The 25,176-nt window shown below is 62.0% G+C and carries 26 protein-coding genes and 1 tRNA gene; 14 read left to right on the forward strand and 13 right to left on the reverse strand.

Features of this window, described 5'->3' with window-relative positions; translation table 11 throughout:
• Positions 1-28 precede the first annotated feature (28 nt).
• From NZ746_06130 to NZ746_06165, 8 genes are all read left to right on the forward strand, one after another.
• Positions 29-1,210, forward strand: a complete 1,182-nt coding sequence (locus tag NZ746_06130) for an endonuclease/exonuclease/phosphatase family protein (protein ID MCS6816942.1) — start codon at positions 29-31, stop codon at positions 1,208-1,210.
• A 35-nt stretch (positions 1,211-1,245) separates the two neighbouring features.
• Complete coding sequence (locus tag NZ746_06135) at positions 1,246-1,776, forward strand: PASTA domain-containing protein (protein MCS6816943.1); 531 nt, start codon at positions 1,246-1,248, stop codon at positions 1,774-1,776.
• Positions 1,773-2,450 carry a ribulose-phosphate 3-epimerase gene (gene rpe, locus NZ746_06140; GenBank protein MCS6816944.1) on the forward strand — a complete coding sequence of 226 codons (678 nt, stop codon included), beginning with the start codon at positions 1,773-1,775 and terminating at the stop codon, positions 2,448-2,450. The genes NZ746_06135 and rpe overlap by 4 nt, the downstream gene beginning before the upstream one ends.
• A gap of 8 nt (positions 2,451-2,458) precedes the next feature.
• Positions 2,459-3,619: an outer membrane protein assembly factor BamD gene (gene bamD, locus NZ746_06145; GenBank protein ID MCS6816945.1), complete on the forward strand. Its 1,161-nt coding sequence runs from the start codon at positions 2,459-2,461 to the stop codon at positions 3,617-3,619.
• A gap of 165 nt (positions 3,620-3,784) precedes the next feature.
• Positions 3,785-6,472, forward strand: coding sequence for a valine--tRNA ligase (locus NZ746_06150; protein MCS6816946.1), 2,688 nt, complete (start codon positions 3,785-3,787; stop codon positions 6,470-6,472).
• A 35-nt stretch (positions 6,473-6,507) separates the two neighbouring features.
• Positions 6,508-7,359: a carboxylating nicotinate-nucleotide diphosphorylase gene (nadC, locus tag NZ746_06155; GenBank protein ID MCS6816947.1), complete on the forward strand. Its 852-nt coding sequence runs from the start codon at positions 6,508-6,510 to the stop codon at positions 7,357-7,359.
• 86 nt (positions 7,360-7,445) lie between these two features.
• Positions 7,446-7,979 (forward strand): TlpA family protein disulfide reductase, encoded by a 534-nt coding sequence (locus NZ746_06160; protein ID MCS6816948.1) that lies wholly within the window; start codon positions 7,446-7,448, stop codon positions 7,977-7,979.
• Positions 7,980-7,991: 12 nt separating this feature from the next.
• Positions 7,992-8,612: a thioredoxin family protein gene (locus tag NZ746_06165; protein ID MCS6816949.1), complete on the forward strand. Its 621-nt coding sequence runs from the start codon at positions 7,992-7,994 to the stop codon at positions 8,610-8,612.
• 157 nt (positions 8,613-8,769) lie between these two features.
• Here NZ746_06165 and mnhG read toward each other — a convergent pair whose 3' ends face one another.
• From mnhG to speD, 9 genes are read right to left on the reverse strand one after another with little or no spacing between them, the layout of a single operon-like run.
• Entirely contained in the window at positions 8,770-9,150 is a 381-nt protein-coding gene (mnhG, locus tag NZ746_06170) for a monovalent cation/H(+) antiporter subunit G (protein ID MCS6816950.1), read from the reverse strand.
• Complete coding sequence (locus NZ746_06175; protein MCS6816951.1) at positions 9,147-9,410, reverse strand: cation:proton antiporter; 264 nt, start codon at positions 9,408-9,410, stop codon at positions 9,147-9,149. The genes mnhG and NZ746_06175 overlap by 4 nt, the downstream gene beginning before the upstream one ends.
• Complete coding sequence (locus NZ746_06180; protein MCS6816952.1) at positions 9,410-9,886, reverse strand: Na+/H+ antiporter subunit E; 477 nt, start codon at positions 9,884-9,886, stop codon at positions 9,410-9,412. The genes NZ746_06175 and NZ746_06180 overlap by 1 nt, the downstream gene beginning before the upstream one ends.
• Entirely contained in the window at positions 9,883-11,406 is a 1,524-nt protein-coding gene (locus tag NZ746_06185; GenBank protein MCS6816953.1) for a Na+/H+ antiporter subunit D, read from the reverse strand. The genes NZ746_06180 and NZ746_06185 overlap by 4 nt, the downstream gene beginning before the upstream one ends.
• A gap of 17 nt (positions 11,407-11,423) precedes the next feature.
• Positions 11,424-11,771, reverse strand: a complete 348-nt coding sequence (locus NZ746_06190) for a Na+/H+ antiporter subunit C (GenBank protein MCS6816954.1) — start codon at positions 11,769-11,771, stop codon at positions 11,424-11,426.
• A gap of 2 nt (positions 11,772-11,773) precedes the next feature.
• On the reverse strand, positions 11,774-12,247 hold the full coding sequence (locus tag NZ746_06195; protein MCS6816955.1) for a Na+/H+ antiporter subunit B: 474 nt from the start codon (positions 12,245-12,247) through the stop codon (positions 11,774-11,776).
• Entirely contained in the window at positions 12,244-14,538 is a 2,295-nt protein-coding gene (locus tag NZ746_06200; protein ID MCS6816956.1) for a putative monovalent cation/H+ antiporter subunit A, read from the reverse strand. Before NZ746_06200 ends, NZ746_06195 begins: the two co-directional genes overlap by 4 nt.
• A 10-nt stretch (positions 14,539-14,548) precedes the next feature.
• The gene (locus tag NZ746_06205; protein MCS6816957.1) at positions 14,549-15,604 is read right to left on the reverse strand and encodes a bis-aminopropyl spermidine synthase family protein; all 1,056 of its coding nucleotides are present in this window, start codon (positions 15,602-15,604) and stop codon (positions 14,549-14,551) included.
• Entirely contained in the window at positions 15,535-15,945 is a 411-nt protein-coding gene (speD, locus tag NZ746_06210; GenBank protein ID MCS6816958.1) for an adenosylmethionine decarboxylase, read from the reverse strand. The genes NZ746_06205 and speD overlap by 70 nt, the downstream gene beginning before the upstream one ends.
• Before the next feature lie 439 nt (positions 15,946-16,384).
• Here speD and NZ746_06215 point away from each other — a divergent pair, with 439 nt between their 5' ends.
• Genes NZ746_06215 through NZ746_06235 form a run of 5 tightly spaced genes read left to right on the forward strand, consistent with a single transcriptional unit; the run spans position 16,385 to position 21,824 of the window.
• Positions 16,385-16,705: an FHA domain-containing protein gene (locus NZ746_06215; GenBank protein ID MCS6816959.1), complete on the forward strand. Its 321-nt coding sequence runs from the start codon at positions 16,385-16,387 to the stop codon at positions 16,703-16,705.
• Positions 16,702-18,204: a protein kinase gene (locus tag NZ746_06220; GenBank protein MCS6816960.1), complete on the forward strand. Its 1,503-nt coding sequence runs from the start codon at positions 16,702-16,704 to the stop codon at positions 18,202-18,204. Before NZ746_06215 ends, NZ746_06220 begins: the two co-directional genes overlap by 4 nt.
• A 3-nt stretch (positions 18,205-18,207) precedes the next feature.
• Entirely contained in the window at positions 18,208-18,834 is a 627-nt protein-coding gene (locus tag NZ746_06225; protein MCS6816961.1) for an RDD family protein, read from the forward strand.
• The gene (locus tag NZ746_06230) at positions 18,827-20,554 is read left to right on the forward strand and encodes a SpoIIE family protein phosphatase (protein ID MCS6816962.1); all 1,728 of its coding nucleotides are present in this window, start codon (positions 18,827-18,829) and stop codon (positions 20,552-20,554) included. The genes NZ746_06225 and NZ746_06230 overlap by 8 nt, the downstream gene beginning before the upstream one ends.
• A gap of 1 nt (position 20,555) precedes the next feature.
• Complete coding sequence (locus NZ746_06235; GenBank protein ID MCS6816963.1) at positions 20,556-21,824, forward strand: PrsW family glutamic-type intramembrane protease; 1,269 nt, start codon at positions 20,556-20,558, stop codon at positions 21,822-21,824.
• Here NZ746_06235 and NZ746_06240 read toward each other — a convergent pair.
• Positions 21,739-22,569 carry an SAM-dependent chlorinase/fluorinase gene (locus NZ746_06240; protein MCS6816964.1) on the reverse strand — a complete coding sequence of 277 codons (831 nt, stop codon included), beginning with the start codon at positions 22,567-22,569 and terminating at the stop codon, positions 21,739-21,741. The genes NZ746_06235 and NZ746_06240 overlap by 86 nt on opposite strands.
• 38 nt (positions 22,570-22,607) lie before the next feature.
• Here NZ746_06240 and nifS point away from each other — a divergent pair, with 38 nt between their 5' ends.
• On the forward strand, positions 22,608-23,810 hold the full coding sequence (gene nifS, locus NZ746_06245) for a cysteine desulfurase NifS (protein ID MCS6816965.1): 1,203 nt from the start codon (positions 22,608-22,610) through the stop codon (positions 23,808-23,810).
• Between the two features lie 4 nt (positions 23,811-23,814).
• Here nifS and NZ746_06250 read toward each other — a convergent pair whose 3' ends face one another.
• The 3 genes from NZ746_06250 to NZ746_06260 all read right to left on the reverse strand — a co-directional run bounded on the left by NZ746_06250 (position 23,815) and on the right by NZ746_06260 (position 25,082).
• Positions 23,815-24,324 (reverse strand): BsuPI-related putative proteinase inhibitor, encoded by a 510-nt coding sequence (locus NZ746_06250; GenBank protein MCS6816966.1) that lies wholly within the window; start codon positions 24,322-24,324, stop codon positions 23,815-23,817.
• 28 nt (positions 24,325-24,352) lie between these two features.
• Entirely contained in the window at positions 24,353-24,952 is a 600-nt protein-coding gene (locus NZ746_06255; GenBank protein ID MCS6816967.1) for a 2'-5' RNA ligase family protein, read from the reverse strand.
• Positions 24,953-24,994: 42 nt separating this feature from the next.
• A tRNA-Leu gene (locus NZ746_06260) sits at positions 24,995-25,082 on the reverse strand.
• Between the last annotated feature and the right edge of the window lie 94 nt (positions 25,083-25,176).

The following is a 25,176-nucleotide window of genomic DNA, read 5'->3' on the forward strand; positions in this document are numbered from 1 at the left end:
CGCATTCCATCGGGCGAGGATGTCGGGGATGCGTGGAGAACGGGAGATCGCGCATGCGGATCTCATTCGGGGATTGAGACAATTCGCGACGTTGCGGGCGCTCTATGCTTCGGACTTCTACCGTCGGCACGCCGAGCGACTGCGCGCGCTTCTGGAGACCGTGCAGTGGTACGTGCGCGATGGCGTGCGGCCGCGCGTGCGCGCGTTCTTGCGCGCTGTTCAGTGGAACATCGAGAAGGGAAAGCGCTTCGAAGGTCTGCGCCATCTTCTGGAGACGCATCCCATTTTGCGAGAGGCCGATCTGCTCTTCCTCAACGAAGTGGATCACGGTATGAACCGATCGGGGAATCGAGACATCACCGAGGCGCTCAGTCGCTCGCTCGGGATGCACGGCGTCTTCGCGCCCGCGTATGTGGAGTTGACTAAAGGCGTCGGGGCCGAACGCGAGCTGCCCGGGGAGAATACGACGGCGTTGCAGGGCAATGCCATCTTGTCGCGCTATCCCGTGCGCGCGGCGCGGATTCTCTCGCTCCCGCAGTGCTTCGAATATTTCGAGTTTGGTGAGAAGCGCTTCGGTCGGCGGATCGCCCTGATCGCGGATGTAGAGCTGCCGGGAGGGAAACTTTTGCGCGCCGTCTGCACGCACCTGGAGACGCGCACGACGCCGCGCGAGCGCGCGCGACAGATGGCGGCGATCCTCGATGCCTTGGAGGGGACGGACGTCCCCGTGCTGCTGGCTGGCGATTGGAATACGAGCACGTTCGCGCGAGGCACGCGATGGCGCGCGCTTCGGGAATTGTTGCGCATTCTGTTGTGTTCGGCCGAGCGCATGCAACGCGACCTTCGCTATCCCGATCGCGGGCGCGAGCCGCTCTTCGACGTATTGCGCCAGCGCGGCTATCACTACCGCGAGTGGAATGACGAAACGCCGACACACATCCTTCCGGTCGAAGTCGCCGAAGATGCGCACTACGTGCCGGGATTCTCGCACGCGTGGGTGATCCGCAAGTACCAGCCGTATGGCTGTCGGATCGGACTTCGGCTCGATTGGTTCGCCGCGCGCGCGTTGCGTCCGCTCGCTGAGGGAGAAGTTCAAGATGGGGAGTCCGGAGTGTCGAGCGTGCGTCCGCAGACGCTCTCGGGCTTGACGTATCAGGAGCAACCGGTCTCGGATCACGCGCCCATCGTCGTGGATGTGGCGCTTCCGTAAGGGCCGTGCTACACTTCCCGAGCAAGGGAGGGGTGATGCGGCGGTTGCTGAACCTGGGGCGCGAGCTTTCGATCGTCGTGAGCGCGCTCGTCGTCTTCGTCCTGAGCGCTTCGGTCGCGATGTATCTTGTGCTGCGTCAGCCGGTCGTGCGGACTCCGGCTTTGGTGGGCAAGCCGCTCTCGGAAGCTGAACGCATGGCCGAGCGCACGGGCTTGAAGCTTCAGGTGAAAGGCACCGTCTACGACGAGCGCTATCCGGCCCAGTTCATCGTTGAGCAATGGCCGCCGCCGGGGATGAGCGTCAAGCGCGGTCAGCCACTGCGCGTCAACGTGAGCTTGGGACCGCGTCCTTCCGATCGCGCGCCGTCGCCGGAAGCCATGGAGCGAAAAGCCCCTGGTTCCGGCGAACGATCATCATCGGAGCCGGCTTCTCTCGAAGCGGGAGAGGCACAACCTCACGCTTCGTCTCCTCCGTTGACTGAGGAGCGCCCGCCGTTCGCCTCGCCGGAGTTGAAAGCGCGTGGCGAGCCATCCGAGCCTTCGCCACAGAGGAGGCCGGAGCGATGATTCACATCGCCCCATCCATTCTCTCAGCGGATTTCGCGCGTTTGGGGGAGCAGATCGCTTTGGTGGAGCGAGCCGGGGCTTCTCTCATTCACATTGATGTGATGGACGGGCGCTTCGTTCCCAACATCACCGTCGGACCGCTGGTGGTGGAGGCCGTTCGTCGAGTGACGACGTTGCCGCTGGACGTGCATCTGATGATCGTCGAGCCGGAGCGTTACCTGGAGGACTTCGCGCGCGCTGGGGCGAACTATATCTCGGTCCATGTGGAGGCGAGTCCGCATTTACATCGGACGCTCACGCGAATTCGCGAGCTGGGTTGCCGCGCGGGCATCGCTTTGAATCCCGCCACGCCCCTGTGGGCCATCGAGGAAGCGCTGGAGTATGCCGATTTCGTCCTGCTCATGTCGGTGAATCCGGGATGGGGAGGACAGCGATTCATCCCCGCATCGCTCGATCGCGCGCGGCGCTTACGCGCGATGATCCGCGAGCGCGGTCTTCTGACGCGGATCGAGATGGATGGAGGGATCGGTGTGGAGAACCTCATGGAGGTCCTGGAAGGCGGGGTCGAGATGGTCGTAGCCGGATCGGCGATTTTCGCGGCGCCCGACCCTGCCCAAGTCGTCGCAGAGATGGTAGAATTAGCTCGACGCTTCGAGAGGCGAACAACGTGTTGAGGGGGATCATGAGGGACAAACGGCTTGCGTTGATCATCCTGCTCGCTTCCGCCGCCCTGCTCCTTGGCGGATGCGGTCGTGGCAAGAAGGTCGTCTTGGAGGAAGCGCGACCTGGGCGCGATAAGGAGCTGTTCGAGCAGGGATTGACGGAGTTGAGCAAGAACAAATTCATCGTCGGGCGTTTGCTGCTGCAAACGCTTATCACGACGTATCCGGATAGTCCCTATCTGCCGATCGCCAAACTCGCCATTGCCGATTCGTTCTATCTGGAGGGAACGTCGGAAGCGCTCGCGCAGGCGGAAGTCGAATACACCGATTTCGCCAATTTCTTCCCCACGCACCCGTTGGCGGATGACGCGCTCTTGCAGGTGGCACTGGCGAAGATGCGACGCATTCAGCCGCCGGATCGCGATCAGAAGCCGACGCGTGAGGCCGAGCGCCGATTGTTGGCCGTCTTGCAGCGCTATCCGAACACGGATCGCAAGGACGAGGTTCAGCAGTGGCTGAAGGCCGTTCGAGACGTCCTCGCCGAGCACGAGATGTACGTCGCCCGCCACTACATGATCCGCGAGCGTCCGCGCGGGGCGAAGCGTCGGTTGATGACGATCATCGAGCGCTATCCCACGTACTCGAAATTCGACGAAGCGCTCTACCGGCTTGGTACGGTCCTCTTCCAGGAAGAGGAGCCGGAGGAAGCCGCCAAATATTTCGCGTGGTTGGTGCGCGAGTTCCCCAACAGCGAATATCGGCGTCAGGCGGCTGAGATGCTGGAGCGTATCGGCAAGCCTGTGCCCGAAGTGGATCCAGCCGAGATCGCTCGTGCCGACGGATCGGCGAACAAGGGCTTCCTCAGCGCGATGTGGGGGAAGATGAAGACGGTGTTGGGGATCGTGGATTTGGATGTCCCCAAAGAGGGGGTGCTGCTCAGGCGGGGCGAGACGGCTGAAGAACTGATCGCTTCGGCAACGGCGCTTCTGCCAACGCAGACGGTCATCACCCCACAAGCCACGACGGTCGTCGTCGGTCCGACCGCACCGGCCGGAGCAGGGGGCACGGCCCAAGGGCGACAGGAATTGCGCATCGGCGTGACGACGGGTTCGGAGACCTCCTCACCTGATGCCAAGGCGAAGGAAAAGAAGGACGAGAGGAAGAGGCCGGAGAAGAAGTGAGATGGGGGTCGGTCTGGACCGCGGCCATCACGAAGGTCGTCAGAACGATTCCAAGGTGCTCGCACGGGTGTGACGAGGAAAATCCGCCCGTGTGGATCCTTCATCCGCAGGGGATCAGCCGATGAAGTCGCGCGTGATCCCCAATTTTTTTGAGAGGGAAGGGCGATGTCGGAGCTGCCGAAGGCCTATGATCCACATGAGGTCGAACGGCGATGGTACCGAATTTGGGAAGAGCGAGGATATTTTCGCCCGGAAATGCGGCCCGAAGGACCGCCGTTCGCCATCGTTTTGCCCCCGCCGAATGTGACCGGGCATCTGCATATCGGGCATGCACTCAATCACACGCTTCAAGACGTCGTCGTGCGTTGGCGGCGCATGTGTGGGGATCGGGTCCTCTGGGTGCCGGGGACGGATCATGCGGGGATCGCCACACAGGTCGTCGTGGAGCGAGAGTTGGCTAAGGAGGGGGTGACGCGCCAACAGTTGGGGCGCGAGGCGTTCGAACAGCGCGTCTGGCAGTGGCGCGAGCACAGTGGCGGCGTGATCCTGCAGCAGATGCGACGCGAAGGCATCTCGGTGGACTGGACGCGCGAGGCGTTCACTCTCGATGCCCCGCGGTCGCGCGCTGTCATCGAGGCGTTCGTCCGGCTCTACGAGGAAGGCCTCATCTATCGAGGCGAGTACATCATCAATTGGTGCCCGCGCTGTCAGACGGCGCTCTCGGATCTGGAAGCGCCCAAACGGGAAGTGCGCGGGCGGCTCTATTACATCGCGTATGCTTTGAAAGAGGAGCCGAGCGCCGCGCCCTCCGAGCGAGCCTTGGTGATCGCGACGACGCGCCCGGAGACGATGTTCGGCGATACTGCGGTCGCCGTCCATCCGGACGATGAGCGATATCGGCATCTGATCGGTCGGACGGCCATCCTTCCCTTCGTGCATCGCGAAGTGCCGATCTTGGCCGATACCCGCGTGGAACGGGAGTTCGGGACGGGCGCGGTCAAGATCACGCCCGCGCATGATCCGGTGGATTTCGAGATCGGAAGGACGCATGGATTGCCGCGCGTCCTCGCGCTCGATCAGGCTGGGCGCATGACGGAAGCCGCCGGGCCCTTCGCGGGTCTGGATCGGTTCGAGGCGCGTCGGCGCGTGGTGGAGGAGTTGGAGAAGCTGGGGCAATTGGTGCGCGTCGAAGAGCACACCCATGCCGTCGGCCATTGTCAGCGATGTGAGACGGTCATCGAGCCGCTCGTCTCCACGCAATGGTTCTTGCACGTGAAGCCACTCGCGGAGGAGGCCATTCGCGCTGTTCGAGAGGGACGGACGCGCATTCTGCCGGAGAATTGGACCAAGGTCTATTTTGAGTGGCTGGAGAACATCCGCGATTGGTGCATCAGTCGGCAGTTGTGGTGGGGGCATCGCATCCCGGCTTGGTATTGTGCGGAGGGGCATGTCACCGTCGCCCGGCACACGCCCGCGGCGTGCACCGCTTGCGGCCGCACGGAATTGCGGCAGGATGAAGATGTGCTCGACACGTGGTTCAGCTCGGCGCTCTGGCCCTTCTCGACGCTCGGGTGGCCCGAGGATACGGAAGACTTACGCACCTTCTATCCCACGTCGCTCTTGGTCACCGGCTTCGACATCCTCTTCTTCTGGGTCGCGCGCATGATGATGATGGGGTTGAAATTCATGACGGATCATCCCTCGCGCGCACATGCTCGCGATCCTGACGCCGTCCCATTTCGCGTCGTGCTCATTCACGGACTCGTGCGCGATCCGTATGGGCAGAAGATGTCCAAGACGCGTGGCAACGTCATTGATCCTCTGGAGGTCTTCGAGCGCTATGGGACCGATGCCGTGCGCTTCACGCTATTGGCCTCGGCGGCGCCGGGCAACGACATCTCGTTGCAGTATTCGAAGCTGGAGACGTATCGGAACTTCTGCAATAAGATTTGGAACGCCGCGCGCTTCGTCTTGATGCACACTGATGCGACGGACGTCGCATCTTCGACCGATGAGGTGCCGCTGACGCTCGCCGATCGGTGGATGCAGAGCGTCTTGCATCGAACGATCGCCGAAGTCACGCGCGATCTCGAAGAATTTCGCTTTCACGAGGCCGCGCATCGGCTCTATCACTTCTTCTGGCACGACTTCTGCGACTGGTATTTGGAGTTGCAGAAGGGCGCGGCCACGCAAGCTGAAGATTCGCCGCAGCGACGGGCAGCGCGCCAGCGCTTGCGCGAGGTCCTAGAGACGGCGCTGCGACTGCTGCATCCCTTCATGCCCTTCATCACCGAGGAGCTGTGGCAGCGTCTGCCGCATCATGGGGAGACGATCTGCCTAGCGCCCTATCCGACGTCGAATCCCATGCGCATTGATCCGGTGGCCGAACGGCGCATGGAGACGATCATCGAAGTCATCACGAAGGTGCGGAACATTCGCGCGGTGATGAATATTGATCCGGCCAAGGAGCTACGGCTGTTGGTGCGTCCCTCGACGGCAGAGGCGGCGGCCTTGATCGAGGAGCAGGATGCGGCGATTCGCCGCTTGGCGCGCGTGGAGCGGATCGAGTGTGTCGCGTCGCTGGATGGATATGGGCAAGTGGCACGCGATGTGGCGAACGAGATTGAGTTGGCCGTGCCTCTGGAGGGTCTCATTGATGTGGAGCGGGAGCGGGAGCGGCTTCGTCGTACCGTTGAGAAACTGGAGAAGGAGTTGGAGCAACTCGAACGTCGCTTGGCCAATGCCGATTTCCTGGAGCGAGCGCCGGAGGAGGTCGTGCGAGAGACGCGCGAGCGCCATGAGGAAGTGAGCGAGCGCCGGCAGCGGCTTCTGGCGATCCTCGAGGGATTGTGAGCGCCCTCGGGATGACGATGCGGAGGGAGGGGCCGATGCGACTGAATCCGTCCGACCTCTTCAAATTGGCGGGAGATTTCCTGGCCGAGGATGTCGGTCGAGGGGATATTACGACGGAGGCCGTCGTGCTGCCTGGGGTGAGGGCGCGCGGCCGCTTCATCGCCAAGCAGGATTTGGTCGTCGCCGGACTCGAGGTGGCCGATGCCGTCTTCGCCGTCCTCGATTCCTCGGTGGAGATCGAAGCGTTCGTCACCGATGGGGATCGCGTGCGCGCCGGAGACGTTTTCGCGCGCGTGGAGGGGCCGGCCGAGGTCTTGCTCGCTGCCGAGCGTACGGCGCTCAATCTCCTGCAGCATCTCTCCGGCATCGCGACGCTGACGCGCGCTTTCGTCGAGGCCGTGGCCGGAACGCGCGCGCAGATCGTGGACACGCGCAAGACGCTGCCGGGCCTGCGCATGCTTCAGAAATACGCCGTGGTCGTAGGCGGTGGACGCAATCATCGGTTCGGCCTGGACGACGGCGTCCTCATCAAGGACAATCACATCGCGTTGGCCGGGAGCGTGCGCACGGCTGTCGAACGCGCGCGCAAGTATGCCGGCCATATGCATAAGATCGAGGTCGAAGTCTCCAATATGGAGGATTTGCAAGAGGCGCTCGATGCTCGCGCCGATATCATCCTGCTCGATAACATGTCGCCGGAGGAAGTGCGCGAGGCCGTGCGTCTGATCCGCGAGCGCGCCCCGGAGGTCTTGGTGGAAGCGTCCGGAGGGATCACTCTGGAGAACGTGCGCGCCTATGCCGAAGCGGGCGTGGACTTCATCTCCATCGGTGCGCTGACCCATTCGGCGCCCGCTGCCGACATCAGCATGAAGCTCACGACGCTCTAGGGGGAACTTTGCTCCGAAAGCCTCGGCGATGTAACCAAATCCCTCGGGCCGACGTCTGAAAGGACGTAGCTATGGCGAGGAGGCGTATGCGACGAGCGATCAACGTGATGGGATTCGTTTTGGTCGTCGGCTTGGCCGGAAGCGCCTGGGCGCAGCAAGCGCGGCGCAATGAACGCGGGACCGCTCCGATCATCCCCGTGACGGCTCAAGAGCTGCTCACCCGAGTGCGCGACGGAAAGGCTCGCGTGACCGTCGTCAACCTCTGGGCGACCTTCTGCCAACCCTGTGTCGAGGAGTTCCCGGATCTGGTTCGGTTGGAGAAGGCCTATCGGAATCAAGGCGTGCGCGTGTTCTTCGTCTCGGCGGACTTCGATTCAGACCTTCCGGCCGTGCGCCGATTCCTACAGAAGCATGGCGTGACATATCCGACGTTCTTGAAAGCCCAGGACGACGATAATGCCTTCATCACGACGCTTCATCCGGATTGGTCGGGGGCGCTCCCGGCCACGTTCATTTATGACGCCCAAGGCCGATTGCGCCATTTTCACGAAGGCAAGGGCGATTTCGCCTTGTTTGAGCGGTTGGTTCAAGAAGTGCTGCGAAATCCAAATCCAGAATGAGGAGGTGAGCTTATGAAGCATCGCGTGCTCGCATGGGGAATGGCGATCGTTTTGCCGCTGGTCGTGTGGGCTCAGAACACGCCCAAGCTCAAGCCCGGGGACACAATCCCGGCTTCCGTCAAAGACGTGAAGATGCTCAGCGTCACGGGCCGTCAGCTCTCCATCGCAGATGTCAAAGGGCCGAAAGGGACGCTGGTGATCTTCTCCTGCAACTCCTGCCCGTGGGTCAAGGCCTGGGAGACGCGCATCGCGGAGGTCGGCAACTGGGCGCAGAAGCAAGGCATCGGCGTGATCATGATCAACCCGAACGATCCGGCGAAGAACCCCGAGGATAGTTACGAGGTGATGCAGCAACGGACGAAAGAGCGGGGCTTCGAGTTCCCTTACGTCGTGGACGCCACGAGCGATGTGGCGAGAGCTTTCGGGGCCACACATACGCCCGAATTCTTCCTCTTCGACGCGACGGGGAAGCTCGTTTACACCGGCGCGCTTGACGATAATGCGCGCAATCCCGAGGCCGTGAAGGAGCGGTACCTCCAAAATGCCATCGAGGCGCTCCTGGCCGGCAAACCTATCCCAGTCGCGCAGACCCGGAGCATCGGCTGCACGATCAAATTCCGCGAGAAGATCTGACGCAACCGTCAACGGGGCATTCGCACGAGGTCAAGCGGATTGGGGCTCGCTGAACAAGCGGGCCCCACTTTGAGGGATCCGTCTGCCCCGTTGATCTCGATCCGGGGAGAGGTGCGGATCTCTTGCGAGGGGGAAGCTCTCGGCGAGTGACCGTGAGCTATAAGTGCGCCTCGGAGGAAGAGCCCGGCTTCTCCTCCTCTCCCATTCTCGTGCGAAATTGGCGAGCGCCCAGCTCATCCAGAAGGGTCCCTTCCCAAAACGGGACGCCGACGAAATACGCGACGCGGCCTATAACGTGCGCAGCGATCGGCGCCGTCAGAAGGATGAACGCCAACGTCGCCAATGCGCGCGCTGAGATGCCGAGATCCCCGTAGTGAATGGCCACGGCCAGGAGGATGAGCCCAGCTCCAAGTGAACCGGCCTTCGACGTGGCGTGCATGCGCGTGAAGAGATCGGGCATGCGGATCAATCCCAGTGCCGCGATGAGCATGAAGGTCGCTCCGCATAGCATCATCACCGCGACGATGTAGGCCCTCATGGCTGTCCTCGTTTTCGCACGTATTGGGCGAAGGCGATCGTGCCCAGAAAGGAGATAAGTGCCAGTAGGGTGGCGACATCCAAAAATACCGGATTCTGCGCGGCGATGGCGTAGACAGCACTCAATCCGACGCAGAGGGTGGAGAGGAGATCGAGCGCGACGACTCGATCCGGCAGCGTCGGTCCGCGAAGCAAGCGCACGAAGGCCAGAAAGAGCGCCGCGACGAGTATTCCCAGAGCGAGCGAAGGTGCGGCGTCCATCATCGAAGCACCTCCATGATCCGTCGTTCAAAGCCCTCTTTCACCCGGCGTCGCACGGCATCGGCATCGTCAATGTACATGACGTGGATATAGAGCGTGCGCCGGTCGGGAGAGACTTCCAGACTGAGCGTCCCTGGCGTCAACGTGATCAAGTTCGCCAGGAAAGTGATCCCCACATCGGTCCGCAGGTCGAGTGGGATGCCAACTACGCCAGGACGCATGTAGTGCGTCGGAGTGAGCACATCGTGAGCCACCCGCAGGCTGGAGAGGATCAGTTCCCAGAGGAAGAAGACGATGAGGCCGAGGACCTGCGGGACCTTGCGAAAATACGGCGGAGGGCTTCCCAAGACTCGATGTGTGAACAGCAGGATCCCATACCCGAGCAAAAAGCCCAACAGGAAATTGTCCGGTGCAAAACGCCCCGTCAAGACGACCCACGCCAAGGCCAACAGCAGATTCCACAGCAGAAGCGTCATGACCGACCCCGGAACATTGTGGAGATGTAGAGATCCGGATCTTGCAATTGTTCGGCTGCCGCTTCCGCCAGCGCGAGCACGAATTCGGCGCCCAAGCCGATCAGGATTGTCAGGAGCGCCAGTCCCGCGCTCGAGAGAATCCCCCAGCGGGCCGTCACAACGCCCGACGGCGCGAGCGGGGTGAGCGTCGAGGGAACTGGAGCGGGCGCCGACGATGCAGGCGGATCATCGGCTGCGGGTTTCCAAAAGGCCTCCGTCCAAATCTTCATCATCGAGAGAAGCGTCAGCAGACTCACTCCCAGGGCGACGGCGACGATGATCCAGCGACCCGCTTGTAGGCCAGCTTGGACCAAAAGCAGCTTCGCGAAGAAGCCCGAAAGCGGAGGGAGACCCGCCAGCGAGAGCGCTGGGATTAAGAAGAGTATTGCCAGGCTCGGATGCGTTCGATACAGCCCCCCGAGCCGGTTCAGGTCGAAGCTCCCCTGCACGGCGTGCGCGAGACCACTTGTGAGGAAGAGGTTCGTTTTGACGATGATGTGGTGGATGATGTAGAAGATCGAGCCCGCGAGTCCCGCCGTCGTGAGGAGTCCAAGCCCCATGATCATGTAGCCAATTTGGCTGATGATGTGGAAGGAAAGGATGCGCCGAAATTCGTTCTGAGCGAGGGCGCCCAGGACGCCAGTGAGCATCGTGAGACCGGAGACGATGAGAATCACCGCATGCCCCTGGTCGGGGAAGATCAGGGTGAACACGCGAAGCAAGGCATAGACACCCACCTTCGTGAGCAATCCGGCGAAGATGGCCGAGACGGCGACCGGGGGCGTGTGATACGAGGCCGGAAGCCAGAAGAAGAGAGGGAAGATGGCCGCCTTGATCCCAAAGGCCGTCAGCAACAAGAAGGCGATCGCCGTTTTCGCCCCTGAAGGTGGCAGAGGGCGAAGTCGCTGGGCGAGGTCGGCCATATTCAGCGTTCCCACGAGACCGTAGAGCAGTCCGACGGCCGTCAGAAAGAGCGCCGAGGCCATGAGATTGAGCGTCACATACTTGATCGCTCCTTCGAGCTGCGCTCGTTCGCCTCCGAGTGCGAGGAGGACGAACGATGCCATGAGCATGACCTCGAACCAAACGTAGAGGTTGAAGAGATCGCCCGTCAGGAAGGCTCCGCACACGCCCATCAGGAGGATCTGCGAAAGGGGGTAATAGCCGAAGGTCTCACGGGCCGGATCCATGTGCGCGAGGGAGAAAAGAGCGACGGCCACGCCAATCGTCGCCGCCAGCACGACCATGATAGCGCTCAACAGATCAGCGATCAACGCAATGCCGAACGGTGCAGGCCAGTTGCCCACCCAGAGGACTTGAGGACCGTGCTGCCATACTCGCACCAAAAGGTTGATGGAAGCGACCAACAGAGCCACACTCCCGACGACGCCTAATCCCCGCTGCCACTGTCGCCCGCGCCAGGCAAGGAATCCCACAGTGGCTGTCGCGAGAGGGATGAGGATGGGGAGGATGAGCGCCATGAAGCATCCCTCCTCGCTCATGTATCCGTCGTCTTCAGGTCATCCAGGTCATCCGTGCCAACCGTTTGATACGCGCGATGAATGAGCGCCAGAGCGAAGGCGAGCACTCCGAAGCTGATGACGATGGCCGTCAGGATGAGCGCCTGAGGGAGCGGATCCGCATATGGCGGAGGGACGCTCGATTCTCCCTCAGGGACGATTGGCGGCCGACCGCGAACCAAACGTCCCATGGTGAAGATGAGCAAGTTGCTCCCGTTGGAGAGGAGTCCTAGGCCGATGATGAGCTTCACCACGCTGCGTCGCAGCATCATGTAGAGCCCGGTCGCGTATAAACTCCCAATGACCACAGCCAGAACGACTTCCATGCTCATTCCTCCATGAGCGTGAAGACGATCAAAAGGGTGACGCCGACGACGACCAAATATACGCCGACGTCGAATAGCACTGGCGTTCCGAGTTCCAGACGATCCCACTTGATCCACCGGCCGGTGAGAAACGGCATTCCTTCCAATGGCCCCAGCAGACCACTGGCGAGGGCCGTCAGTAGGCCTGCGGCGATCAATCCCTTCGGAGGGAGCCGCAGCAAAGAGTGCGCTGCTGCTGCTCCCTGCGCGAGTGCGTAAAGCGCGATGGCCGCTGCTGCCACGAGTCCGCCCACAAATCCTCCCCCCGGCGCATGGTGCCCGCGAAAGAGCAAGAAGATCGAGAAGAGCAATAGCAGCGGCAGCAACAGCCGCACGGCCAGGTTGAGAATCAGCGATGGCCGCTCCCATTCCAACAGGCGAGGACGCGCTCGCTGTCGCGGTGTCTCAAGCTCGTCGTGCGTTCGCTCTTCTCTCATTGGCGATCCTCCAGACGCAAGCGGAGCAAAACATAGACCCCAATGCCAGCGAGAGCCAGCACGGTGATCTCCCCGAGCGTATCCAGCGCGCGAAAGTCCACCAGGATCACGTTCACCACATTGCGACCGTGCGCCATGGGGACACTCTCGCGCGCGAAATATTCGGAGATGGTGGCCGGCGGCGGCATCCTCAGGATGGAGAGCACAAGCCCGCCCACCAAACTGCCGGCCAGCCCGCACATCAGGATGTCACGTACCCGCGCCCGTGGACTGGAGAGCGTCGCAAATCGCGGCAGGTAGTAAAAGACGAGAACAAAGAGGATGACCGTCAGGGATTCGATCATGAACTGCGTGAGCGCCAGATCGGGAGCGCCGAAGATCATGTAGAACAGCGCGATCGTGTAGCCGACAACGCCGAGGGCAGCGATCGCCGCCAGTCGTGACGTGAAGCGCACGGCGGCCACGGCCGCGGCGACGATGAGTCCGGCGAGCGCGATCTCCACCACGCGCCCGCGTGAGAAGGCTTCAAAGGCGATCAGCCCTCTTTCCGCCAAAAGAGGGTATCCGGCCACGCCCACCGTCCAGCCGATGATCATCAGCAAGTAATAGCGCAGATAACCGCTTTGCAACAGTCGTGTTTGAAGACGAGCGAGCCCGTACAGCCCGCTCATGAGGAGCGCGTACATGTCCGAAGGCCTCCAATAAGTGAGCGCCCTCGGCACGGCTACAGCGCGCACGAGATGTCGTCCGGCGTACATCCCCACTCCTCCGAGGAGCGTGAGGACGCTCCACAGAAGGGTCGGCGTCACGCCGTGCCACACAGCCAAGTGCGCGCGCGTCGGTTCCCCGACGATCGCCGTGGCGGCCGGATTCACCACCATTCGTTCGATGCTCGCAGGCGCGATGCCCATGAGCATCCCAGTGACGCCTAGAATCAAAGGGCCGAGCCAGAGCGATCGAGGAGCTTCATGCGGCGGCGAGAACGACGTCGGCATTCGTCCCACGAAAGGACGCACGCCGATGATCCCCGCAGCAGCGACCAGCGCCGTGCCCGCCAACACCGCGACTCCAAAGAGGAAGGGCAACTCCCGTTGTTCTGCGCGCAGCGCCTCATAGACCATTTCCTTGCCCAGAAACCCAAGTGCTGGAGGAAAGCCCGCAAAGGAGGCCGCCGCGAGCATCGCGGCCGCTGTCGTGATCGGCATGGCACGCCGCAATCCCGACAACCGCTCCGGTTCACGCACGCCCGTCTCGTGATCGAGAATGCCCGCGATTAAAAAGAGCGCCGCTTTATAGAGCGCGTGAGCCAGCAGTACGACCACCATCGCCGTGAGAGCCGCGGACGTTCCCACACCCACAAGTAGCGTGAGCAGTCCCAACGCGCTCACCGTCGAATAAGCCAGCAGACGTTTAGCTTCCCTTTGCCGAAGCGCTAGCAGTGCGCCTAAGCCTAGTGTCGCCGCGCCGATGGGAGTGATGGTCAGGCTCCAAAAATCCGTCCCTCCAAGCGTCGAATGGATGCGCGCGAGCAAATACACGCCCGCTTTCACCATCGTCGCCGAGTGCAAATAGGCGCTTACCGGAGTCGGTGCTTCCATGGCGTTGGGGAGCCAGAAGTGAAACGGGAACTGAGCCGATTTAGTGAAGGCCCCAAGAAGGAGCAACGCGAGTGCCCATTGGGAGTGCGGATGGGCAAGGATGAACGCCCGCTGCTCCCGAAGCTCGGAAAGCTCAAAGCTCCCGCCTATCTCCCCAAGCAGCAGCCATCCGGCCATCAGCGCCAATCCCCCCAGTCCCGTCACCACCAAAGCTTGCAACGCCGCCGATCGCGCGCTCTCGCGTTCGTGCTCGAAACCGATAAGCAAATAGGAGGTGAGGCTCGTCAGCTCCCAGAAGACGAAGAGCGCGATGGCATTGTCCGCCAGCACGAGCCCCAGCATCGAGGCCATGAATCCCAGCAGGAACATGAAAAAACGACCTCGCTGGGGATGTCCTTCCAAATACCGCGCCGCGTAGAGGAAGATGAACGCGCCGATGCCACTGATGAGCACGGCGAACAGAAGGCTCCACCCATCCAAGTAGAACGACAGGTGAACACCGAGACGGGGGATCCATGGCACGCTCCGCGTATGAACTTCCCCACAAGCGAGCGAGGGGAGGAAGCTGAGGAAGAAGAACAAAAGTCCGAGGGGCGGCAGTGCCCATGTCCACCCCCACCGCGCTCCGATCCGGCGATCCAACCAAGGAGCGAATGGGGCCAGGAGAAACCCGAAGAGGACAGCGAAGAGGATATCCATGACATCAACTCACGCCCGCACGCGGCGTGGCGAGCGTCTCATCGTCGAAGTAAAGCTCCGTTTCCGAGAGGGTGCATTCTCCGAGAATCGTTGGCTGAGGCGTTGCGACAGCTTCAACGCGGAAGAACGACGAGCGATACCAATCACGATCGGGCAAATAACCCTCGATGTGAAACAGCGACATCATGGCATAGCTCACGTAGAACCGCTCCCATTGGTTCTCGCGCTCCGGATAGACGCTGAAGTCTCGAAGGACATCGGTGATGACGAAGTTCATCTGAAGCAGCAGGCGTTGTAAGCGGTGCCATTTCGCGAGCGAGGCTTCCAAGGTCGTCAGTCCGAAATACCCAGCGGCATAGCGACCGCGCAAACTCGCCGCCGCACGCGAGAGGAACAACTCAAATCCGGGCACTGTCTCCACCGGATCGGTGACGAACGTGTCGAAGCGGGCCGTGAGATCGAGGGGGAGGGGATGTCGGATGTCCAGAGTGCGGAATTCGATGGCAAATCCATGCTCGCGATTCACGCGCTCGATGAAAGCCCCCAGCCGCTCGTCCACGTCAATGACGACGATGCGTCGCGGCCATCCCGTCAGTGCGAGCGCGACGCTGACCAGATCGTCATCGCCAATAAGCACGATCTCGCGGCCGGCCACATCGCCCATTCGGTGCATGAAGACGACGCGCGCCAACGCATCATCCGGTCGCATGAATCCTTGATCGTATTCGGCCACCGGCAGCGGACGCTCCTCGGTCAATTCTCGGAATCGTCGTCGCCACGCTTCGGGTACGCGCACACCCTTCCCGTAGCAAGCCGAGCAAGAAAGATCTTCCGCTTCCGGTCCTGCTATTGCCAAGTTTTGGCAAACCTCGCGACCGCGTTCGGTCAAGCGAACTTCCATCCATCGGTCGCCCGACCGCTCGATCCAACCTTCAGCATGCAAGCGTTCGAGCGTCTCGCGCAGCTCGCGAATCGAGTACGGCCAGCGGCTCAGGATGTCCCATAGGCTTCGCGGACCGTCTCGTAGGAAGGTGAGGAGAATACTCCCAGGCTTCTCCATGATACGCCTCGATCGATGATCTTCCGATCCACTTCCACCGGAGCCAACTCCTTGCAGATCGCTTCGAACGCGCGCAACGCTTGCTCCTCGGAGCTACAGCTGAAGATGTCCAAGGCGACATAGGACTCTTCCGGCCACGTGTGCACGCTCACGTGCGACTCCGCCAGAAGGACGAATCCCGTGACGCCGAAGGGATGGAACTGGTGGAAGGAACTGGTGAGGATCTTGAAGTCGTGATCGCGGAGAATCTTCAGAAGGAGCGGCTCCAAGTGTTCGACATAGCTGAGAGTGCGTTGATCAACGCCATACAGCTCCCCGAGGATGTGAATGCCGATGGCCATGTTCTTCGCCCTCCTCAGATCGGAATCGTGATCACCTCCTTCGTTCAACCAACAAGAGACGAACCTGATCGTTCAGGTTCTCCTCCTTGCCGGTCGCATGATTCGGCAAGATGCTTGAATATAGTCGCAGCGATGACGAAAATCAAGAGCTTCTTGCTGCGCGGGATTTTGTGTTATTCTAAGGCGAGAAGCCGATGACGCAGGAGGCACATGTCTGATGCGGCGGTGTCACCGATGCGGGGCGGAGAATCTGGAAGACTCGACCTATTGTGACGAGTGCGGGGCGCGCCTTCCTCTTGAGGAGGAAGCGAGGTCTCCAACTCTCGAGACCGAAGGATCGGCGTCTTTCGAAAGGAGACCTCCCGTCTCCTCATCGCTCGCGATGTCTGATGGAGAAGTCTCGACGTCATCGTCCACTGCTCGTCCGCGGGCGAAATTGGTGCTTCTGCGGGGCGGTCGCATCGGACGGGAGTTCCCCGTGACGGAGGCGGAAGTGATGATCGGTCGGTGGGATGCGGAACATGGGATCTTCCCGGAGATTGATCTGGATGAAGAGGACCCGGAAGCGAAAGTCTCCCGACGCCATGCGCGCATCTTCTATCGAGATGGGCGATTCTGGATCGAGGACTTGGGGAGCTTGAACGGGACGTTCGTGAATCGTGGGCCTCGACTCCGTCCGGGGCAGGCAAGGCCATTAGAACACGGCGACGAGATCATCGTGGGGAAGACGTTCTTGCGCTTTCTCATCGAGGGGGTATGAGGTTCTGCGCGCGGTGCGGATCGCCCGTTCAGCCTGACGATCTCTTCTGCGGCGAATGCGGAGCGCGACAGGTCTCCTCCGCATCGTTGGAGGAGCAGCCTCGTGGGAGCGTCTTCCCGCCGCTGGCGGAGCTGCCGCCGGGGACGATCTTGCGCGATCGCTACGAGATCGTCCGGCGCGTCGGCGGTGGGGGGATGGGCAACGTTTATCAAGCGCGCGATCGGCATCTGCAAGGGGCCGTGCGCGCCGTCAAGGAGATGATCGAGATGTTCTCCGATCCCGTATTGCGGGAGAAAGCCGTACGGGATTTCCAACGCGAGGCGCGTCTCCTGGCCAGTCTCCGACATCCTTCGATCCCCATCATCTACGATCATTTCGTCGAGGGGGGGCGATACTATCTCGTCATGGAGTTCATCGCGGGAGGAGATCTGGCCACGCGGCAGCAATTGGTCGGCGGACGCTTCGATGAGCTGACGGTCACGATGTGGGCCATTCAAATCTGCGACGTGCTCGATTATTTGCATACTCGACAGCCGCCGATCATCTATCGGGATCTCAAACCGGCCAACGTGATGATTGATCCCGAGGCCAATCGCGTGGTGCTCATTGATTTCGGGATCGCGCGTGTGATCGCGCCGCGGGAGAAGGGAGTGACGGCGATTGGGACGATGGGATATGCGCCGCCGGAGCTGTTCGCTGGACAGGCCGAGCCACGCTCGGATATCTATTCGCTCGGCGCCACGATGTTCCATCTGCTGACGGGTGTGGACCCGCGCGATCAACCGCTTCTGATCTTCGATTTCACGCGAAATCCGACGCCGCGCCAACTCAATCCCGAGCTGACGCCTGAGATGGAACGCATCCTCATGCGTGCCGTCGCGCACGCGCCGGAGGAACGATTCGCCTCGGCGCGCGAGATGAAGGGTGCATTGGAAGCGCATCTCGCCTTCTTGCGCGAGCGATATGGCGATCGGCTGGAACACGCCTATCGGATGGCGTTTGGCGATCTCATCCGCCGCGTAGGCGCGGACATCGCGCCGCGGATCGGCTCGGTCGTCGAGACCGTCTATTGCAGCTATTGCGGGGTGAGCATCGGCGCCGATGACCTCTATTGCGCGTACTGCGGCGCGCGGCAGCCGATCGAAGTCGAACCCATGCGCGCGAGCGCGCGCTTGCTCGTCCTCGACGTGCGCTCGGGCGAAGCGCGGGCGATGCATGCGCTCTTGAAGGAATCAAATCTCATCGGTCGCGCTGATCCGATTTCGGGCGTCTTCCCGGACGTGGATCTCTCCCCGTACGATCCGGGGGCGAAAGTCTCTCGTCGGCATGCGCGCATCTGGCGCGCGGAAGGGCACTATTGGATCGAAGACCTGGCGAGCGTCAATGGGACGTTCCTCAACGGGCGGCGACTTCTGCCCCCGCGTACGCCGCATGCGTTGAATGACGGCGATCGCTTGCGGATTGGCGAGGTCCCCTTGCTCTTCCGGCATGAGGAGTGAGCCATGGCCGCTCTCTGTCCGCGATGCCAAGCGCCACAGCGACCGACGGCGCGATTCTGTCGAAGATGCGGCGCATCGCTTGCCGAGCCTGTGCTTGTGACGACGAGCGAGCACATCGTCCGAACGCACGATGGTTCGATTGGAAAGACGGAGGAACGCGCCCTCACGATGCCGTGGATGGAAGAAAAGAGCGGTTCCCACGCGAATGCGTGCTCGTCGGCCTCGCCTCTTCTCCGGCTGGAAGCGTTCTTCTTCGACCTATTGCTGCTTCTGGGCGCCATGCTGGTGGCGGTCATCGTGGCCGTCGCTTTGCAGGAACGCTCCTCGCTCGCGGAATTAGCCTCGTGGAGTGCGCTCGCCGCCGGCTTGGTGTGGGGCGTGAACCATCTTATACTCTGCAGCGTGCGCGGGCAGTCGGTGGGGATGGCTTTTGTGGGGCTTCGCCTCGTGCGCGCCGATGGTCGCCCCATGTCATGGGGACGTTCACTCCTGCGTCATACGATCGGACATGGGCTCGCGTGGCTCTCGCTTGGGCTCGGCTTCCTCTGGATGTTCGTGGATGAACAGCGGCGGGGATGGCCAGATTTGGTGAGCGGGACTCGCGTCGTTGAGGAGGCCTTCGATGCTTAAGCTCTTGGTGCGCACTCCGGGGCATCCTCCGGTCACCTTTGAAGTCACCAAGCGCCGGATCGCCATCGGGCGCTCGGCGCACAATGATCTCTGTTTGGAGGATCCGTTCGCCTCTCGCGTGCATGCCGAACTGCGTTGCGAGGGACAGACGTACTGGCTGACCGATCTGGGGAGCGCCAACGGTACCTACGTCAACGGCGTGCGCATTCGCGAGACGGTGCCGATCGCTCCCGGCGATCGCCTCCAGATTGGAGAGACGATCCTCGAAGTCCTCTCGGGCGTGGATGTCCCCTCCGGGGTGACCTCTCTGGCGGGCGAGTCCGCGCGCGAGATCGTCGCGCGCCCGGAGATGGCGATCTCCTCAGGGGAGCGTCCGCCCCTGGCGCCCGAAGTTCACTCGGTGATGGATTCGATACGCGCGGTATCGGCTCATCTCGCGCCAGAGGTGGAGCAAAGTCGAAAGCTGCTCGCAGTCGTCAGTCAAGTCGGTGTGGCGTTGCTCTCCTCGCTCTCGTTGGAGGAGGTGCTCAAGCAGATCGTCGGGCTTGTCCTCGAAGCGGTTCCGGCGGAGCGCGCGTTCCTGCTCCTGCAAAATGCGCAGGGGGAATTGGTGTGCAAGGTCGCTTGCTATCGGGGGCAAGAGCCGTCGGAGATCGAACGCGTCGTGCGGATCAGTCGCTCGATCACCGAAGAGGTCGTCGGGCGCGGGCGGTCGGTGCTCACCTCCGATGCGCAAGTGGACGAACGCTTTCGTCAGCGCGACTCGATCCTGCTGAGCGGCATCCGTTCGATCATGGCCGTCCCGCTGCTGGTGAATCGGCGAGAGGTCTCACCGGCGTCTCGCCAGATCATCGGGATGATTTACGTGGACAATCCCATGAGCGCTGGCGTATTCACGGAATGGGACCTGCAACTTCTGACGATGGTCGCGTCGGTGGCGGCGATCAAGATCGAGAACATGCTCTTGCTGGAGCAGCGATTGGAGAATGAGCGAATCAAGCAGCAGCTGGCGCAAGCGCGCGATTTGCAACTGCAGCTTCTGCCTATCACGCCTCCGGAAGTCCCGGGGTACGACCTGACGGGCATCAGCTTCCCGTGCTACGAAGTGGGGGGCGATTATTTCGACTTCATCTGCGTTCCTGATGGAGAGCTCGTCTTCGCTTTGGGCGATGTGTCCGGCAAGGGGATGGATGCGGCCATCCTCATGTCGGCCTTGCACGCGAGTGTGCGCGCGCAGGCGTTGACGGTCGCCTCGGTCGCCGAGATGGCGGCAGCCGTCAATCGTTATCTCGTCGAGACAACAGCCCCGAACAAATTCGCGACGCTTTGGCTCGGACGCCTGAACCCGCGCACCCACGAGTTGCGGTATGTGAACGCTGGCCATAATCCTCCGCTCCTGATGCGGGCGCATGGGGAGGTGGAGTTTTTGGAGGAGGGGGGAATTCCGGTGGGGATCTTGGGCGAGGTCGCGTACGAGGAGGGGAGCCTGCGGTTGGAGCCCGGCGATGTGCTCGTCCTCTTCAGCGATGGAATCAGCGAGAGCACGAACGAACAGGGCGAAGAATTCGGTGTCGCGCGCTTGGTGGAAGTCGTTCGGCGTCATCGTGAGCTGCGCGCCGCGTCCTTGCGCGATCGCATCGAGGAAGCGCTCAGCCTCTTTGTGGGGAAGAGGCGCCCGGCGGATGATATGACGCTCCTCATCCTGAAACGGACGGCGTGAGATGGAGACGCTCGCTCTTTCGCTGATCCCGTGCTTGCTGTGGCTCTTCTGGTTTTGGCTTCAGGATTGGTACGACCGAGAGCCACCGCGGACGATCCTCTTGACCTTCCTGTTGGGCGCGCTGGCGACGCTCCCGGCGATGCTCTTCAATACGATGGGCGTGCTCGTGCTCTCGGGATTGCTCGGAGCGAATCTCGTGAGCGAGTGGCTGATCCTCTTCCTGGTCGTCGGTCCGGTGGAGGAGGCGATGAAGCTTTGGGCCGTCGCCCACTACGCCTATCGGCGGCCGGAATTCGACGAGCCAGTGGATGGAGTCGTCTACGGCGCGGCCGCCGCTTTGGGGTTCGCGGCCGCCGAGAATGTGTTGTACCTCAGCCGATTCGGAAGCGAAATCTTCGTCGTGCGCGGCATCCTCTCCAATCCCGGACATGCGCTATTTGCCGCCTTTTGGGGCTTGGCGCTCAGTCGGGCCAAAATGCTCCCCAATGTGGGAAGCGTGCGAGCGCGCACGATCGCGCGGGGATGGGGGTTGGCGGCGCTGCTGCATGCGCTCTTTGACGCCGTGTTGTTGGCGGGACAACATCGCCTGCTGCCCCACGTCGCCGTCGTGGGGATCGTGGCGCTGCTCATGCTCGCCATCTTCGTGTACGTCGAGATTCGGACCGTGGGGCATGTGGCGCGTTCGCCGCATCGGCGGGGGACGATGATGCTCGCGGGATTCGCGCCGTGTCCCCATTGTGGGCATGTGGGAACGGTCGGTCACGCGTGCGCGGCATGCGGGAGGAAGATCCTCGATGCAGAGGGGCGCCGATGTCCGACCTGTGGGAAACCGCCGCGCGCGGGGGTGACGATCTGTCTGGAGTGCGGGGCGGATCTCGCGCCGCGGTCGCCGACCCCACTGCGCGTGCGCGAGCCGCATTTGGTGCGATTGCTGCCAGATGGTCGGGAGGAGATCGCGTTCATCCTCGATCGTCCTGTGGTCACCGTCGGGAAGACCCTCGATAACCATTTCGTCATTGACGACCCGACCGTCTCCAAACACCACGCGAAGTTCGTCTGGCATCCGAGCGGCGCCTTCGTCGTCGTGGATTTGGGGAGCACCAACGGCACCTATGTCAATGGGCAGCGCGTGCAAGAGAACCTCTTGAGGAACGGATTCGAAGTGCGCTTCGGGCGCGCGCGATTCATCTATCGCGCGGCGGAGCGTGCGATCCCTGTCCGGGGAGAAGAACATCCACCAGCGCCCCTCGACCCACGCCCAACACTGTAGCGGCCGATCCCTGGCGGATGGAGATCTCCACACGCCCCGTGCTCCCGATGAGGGCGAAAACTTCGCCTTCCGCAGCTTCCTGGTAATGGGTGCGGAGCGCGGAGACTTCGTATCCGTTGATCAAGAGCCGTCCGCCCGCTCGCAGCGCTTCCAGGGGAACGTCTCGCGCCGTGATATTCGTGATGAGGTTGCCGAAACGATCCACGTGAATGACTTGACCCCGCCAATGTGTCTCACTGAGTCGCTCCACACGAGGAATCGGCAGGCGCACCACGTCGGCGATCCCCGGCCCGAATTCCGAAGGCTCCACGCCACGCGCGAGCCAAGCGGCGACCGGCGCGAAGATATCGCGTCCGTGGAACGTCCGACTCACGGGATGACGGAAAAAGCGGTCGTTCGTGATGTGGATCGCGCGTCGTGGGGGATCATCCTCAAGAACGAGCGTGAAGAGCCCATTATCCGGGCCAATGAAGAAAGAGCGGGTCGTCTCGATGAGCACAGCGCGCCGTCCAGAGCCGACGCCAGGATCCACGACGGCCACATGGATCGTCCCTTCGGGAAAGGTCCCCACGCTATCGGCGAGCGTCAACGCTGCTGTCCAGATGTCCTGCGGCGGGATCAGGTGTGTGAGGTCCACGATCACGGCCTCGCGGTGGATGGAGAGGATCACTCCCTTCATCGCCCCGACGAAGAAATCGGCGAGGCCGAAATCGGTCAGAAGCGTGATCACGCCGTTTGGTCGCATGTTGCAAATTCTAAGCAGGCGGACCAAAATTTTCCACGATGAAGCGCATCTACTTGGACAATGCGGCGACGACGCGGCTCGATCCCGAGGTCTTCGAGGCCATGCTCCCCTATCTGCGAGAGGAATATGGCAACGCCTCCTCGGTGCATTCCTTCGGACAGCGGGCGCGCGCAGCCGTCGAGGAGGCGCGCGTGCGCGTCGCCGAATTGATCGACGCCGATCCCTCCGAGATCATCTTCACGAGCGGCGGCACCGAGTCGGACAATCTCGCGATCAAAGGGATCGCCGAGGCCCATGGGCACATCGGGCGGCATCTCATCACGTCGCAGATCGAACATCCGGCCGTGCTCGAAAGCTGCCGAGCGCTTGAGCGGCGAGGCTTCGAGGTGACCTATCTCCCCGTCTCCCCGGACGGACTCATCCGCGTCGAGGACGTACGCGCGGCACTGCGTCCGGATACGATTCTGGTCAGCCTCATGCTCGCTAACAACGAGATCGGGACGATCCAACCGATCCGCGAGGTCGCCGAGCTCTTAGCGCGCGTGCGCGCCGAGCGAGGCCAGCCGTATCCGTATCTCCACACCGATGCCGTACAAGCTGTCGGGAAAATCCCTGTGCAGGTGTCGGAATTGGGCGTGGATTTGCTGACTTTCTCCGCTCACAAGATTCACGGGCCGAAAGGCATCGGGGCACTCTACGTGCGACGTGGGGTTCGAATCGTGCGGCAGATGGATGGCGGTCATCATGAGCGAGATCGGCGTTCGGGGACGGAGAATGTACCGGCCATCGTCGGCTTCGGACGAGCCGCGGAATTAGCGCGGCAGCACTTGGAGGAGCGCATGCGACATATGCGCGCGTTGCGCGATCGGCTGGAGCAGGGAATCGAAGAGCGCATTCCCTTCGTTCACTTGAACGGTCATCGTGAGCATCGCGTCCCGAACATCTGCAACTTCAGCTTCCAGTTCGTCGAGGGAGAAGCGCTGCTGATCCGACTCGATCTGCGCGGCATCGCCGTCTCGACGGGAGCGGCATGTTCTTCGGGATCGCTCGAACCGTCACATGTGTTGTTGGCTCTCGGACGCCCGCGCGATCTCGTTCAGGGAAGCCTGCGATTCTCCTTGAGCAAGGACACAACGCCAGAGGAGATCGAATACGTGCTCGAAGTGCTTCCCGAGGAAGTCGAACGCTTGCGCACGATGTCGCCGCGATACCTAGAGCTGATGATCGCTCGAGGTCGATGACGATTCAGCGCGCGTGAACGATCCGTACCGGTAACGTTCCGGAGAACGGTGTCTCGGCGGTGAGAAGACCTTTCAGTGTATACCGTCCCGCTGGGAGAATGCCCCGGGTTGAATCCGGAAGCGAGAATGTCACCTCATAGGTGAGCGCCTCTCCGGGTCTCACGATCTCCCTCCCGAGCACAGGCAGGAAGATCTTCCCATCAGACCATCGGAACGCGACCCTCCCTCGCTCGTCCTCCAGGAGGAAATCGAAGCGTTGCGAGGTGGAGAAATCGAGGCGAAGCTCTTCAGCGGATTCGTTGACCAGTCGGATTCGCGCGCGCACGACAGGGCCGGGGATCGTCGGCGGCAGCGGCGGCATGAGGTTATAGACGTATTCGAGCCGATCGGCGCTCACCTCAAATGCGATGCGATCTGATGCCGCGAGACGCCCTGAGGGCGTGAGCTTTAAATGCCCGAGCCAAAGCGCGAGCGCCATTGCGAACGTCATCAAGATCTTCGCGCGTCCGAACATTTCGGTCCTCCTCTTCGACAACGGTATCTCAGCGTGCTCTCAATCGCCACTCCCGCAAGATCACGCGGCAGGTGCAAAAGCGTCCGAGCTGACAGACCGCGATATGATCCGCCGTGAAAGCGAACGGAGCGATCGGCTCGGTCACAATACCTTTGCCGAGCGTGATGTGCGGGAAGTAGTGCGACCCAGAAGCTTGCGCGCGATAATTCCGAACCCACTCGAGGTCGCGCGGTCGGGGTGGCTCGTCGCCATTCGCGAAGGCCTCGGCTGGACCATCTCCTTCGTCAAACGGCGCGAGCGCCTCCAGGAGGCGTTCGTGCAACCGCTGCAGCTCCGCATGTGGCGCGATGACGAATTGCGCTGTCTCGCCTCGCGTCTCGACGTGGGAGATCGTGAGCGTCAGTGGGGAAAACTCCTCAAGAACGGCATCCACGGCAGCGAAGACGTCCGGGAGATTCGCGCGTCGCACGAATTGCTGGAGGAGCGTGATGTGCGGCAGATGCGTCTCGTCGAAGCGAAAGCCCATTTGGCTTTGCGCCCAAAGCGTCGCATTCACCGCGAGCGCGTGCGCTTGGGCATCGTCTGGCAACAGGAATGCGACGTCTATGGCAATGAGCGGGGTTTCCATGGGCCTCCTGTATCTTCAGGCGAGGAAAGCTCTAAAAATGCATGGTGGGGATGAGAGGACTCGAACCTCCACGGACGAAACGTCCACAGCGTCCTGAGCGCTGCGCGTCTGCCAATTCCGCCACATCCCCACCCAACCGCTCTATATCTTACTGCGCGGGCCAAGGAGACGTCACGCCGGGAGAAAAAAACGCCTCGGCGGGGGATGGGAACCGCCGAGGCGAG

It is taken from the genome of Blastocatellia bacterium (assembly GCA_025055075.1).
Classification (GTDB): Bacteria; Acidobacteriota; Blastocatellia; order HR10; family HR10; genus HR10.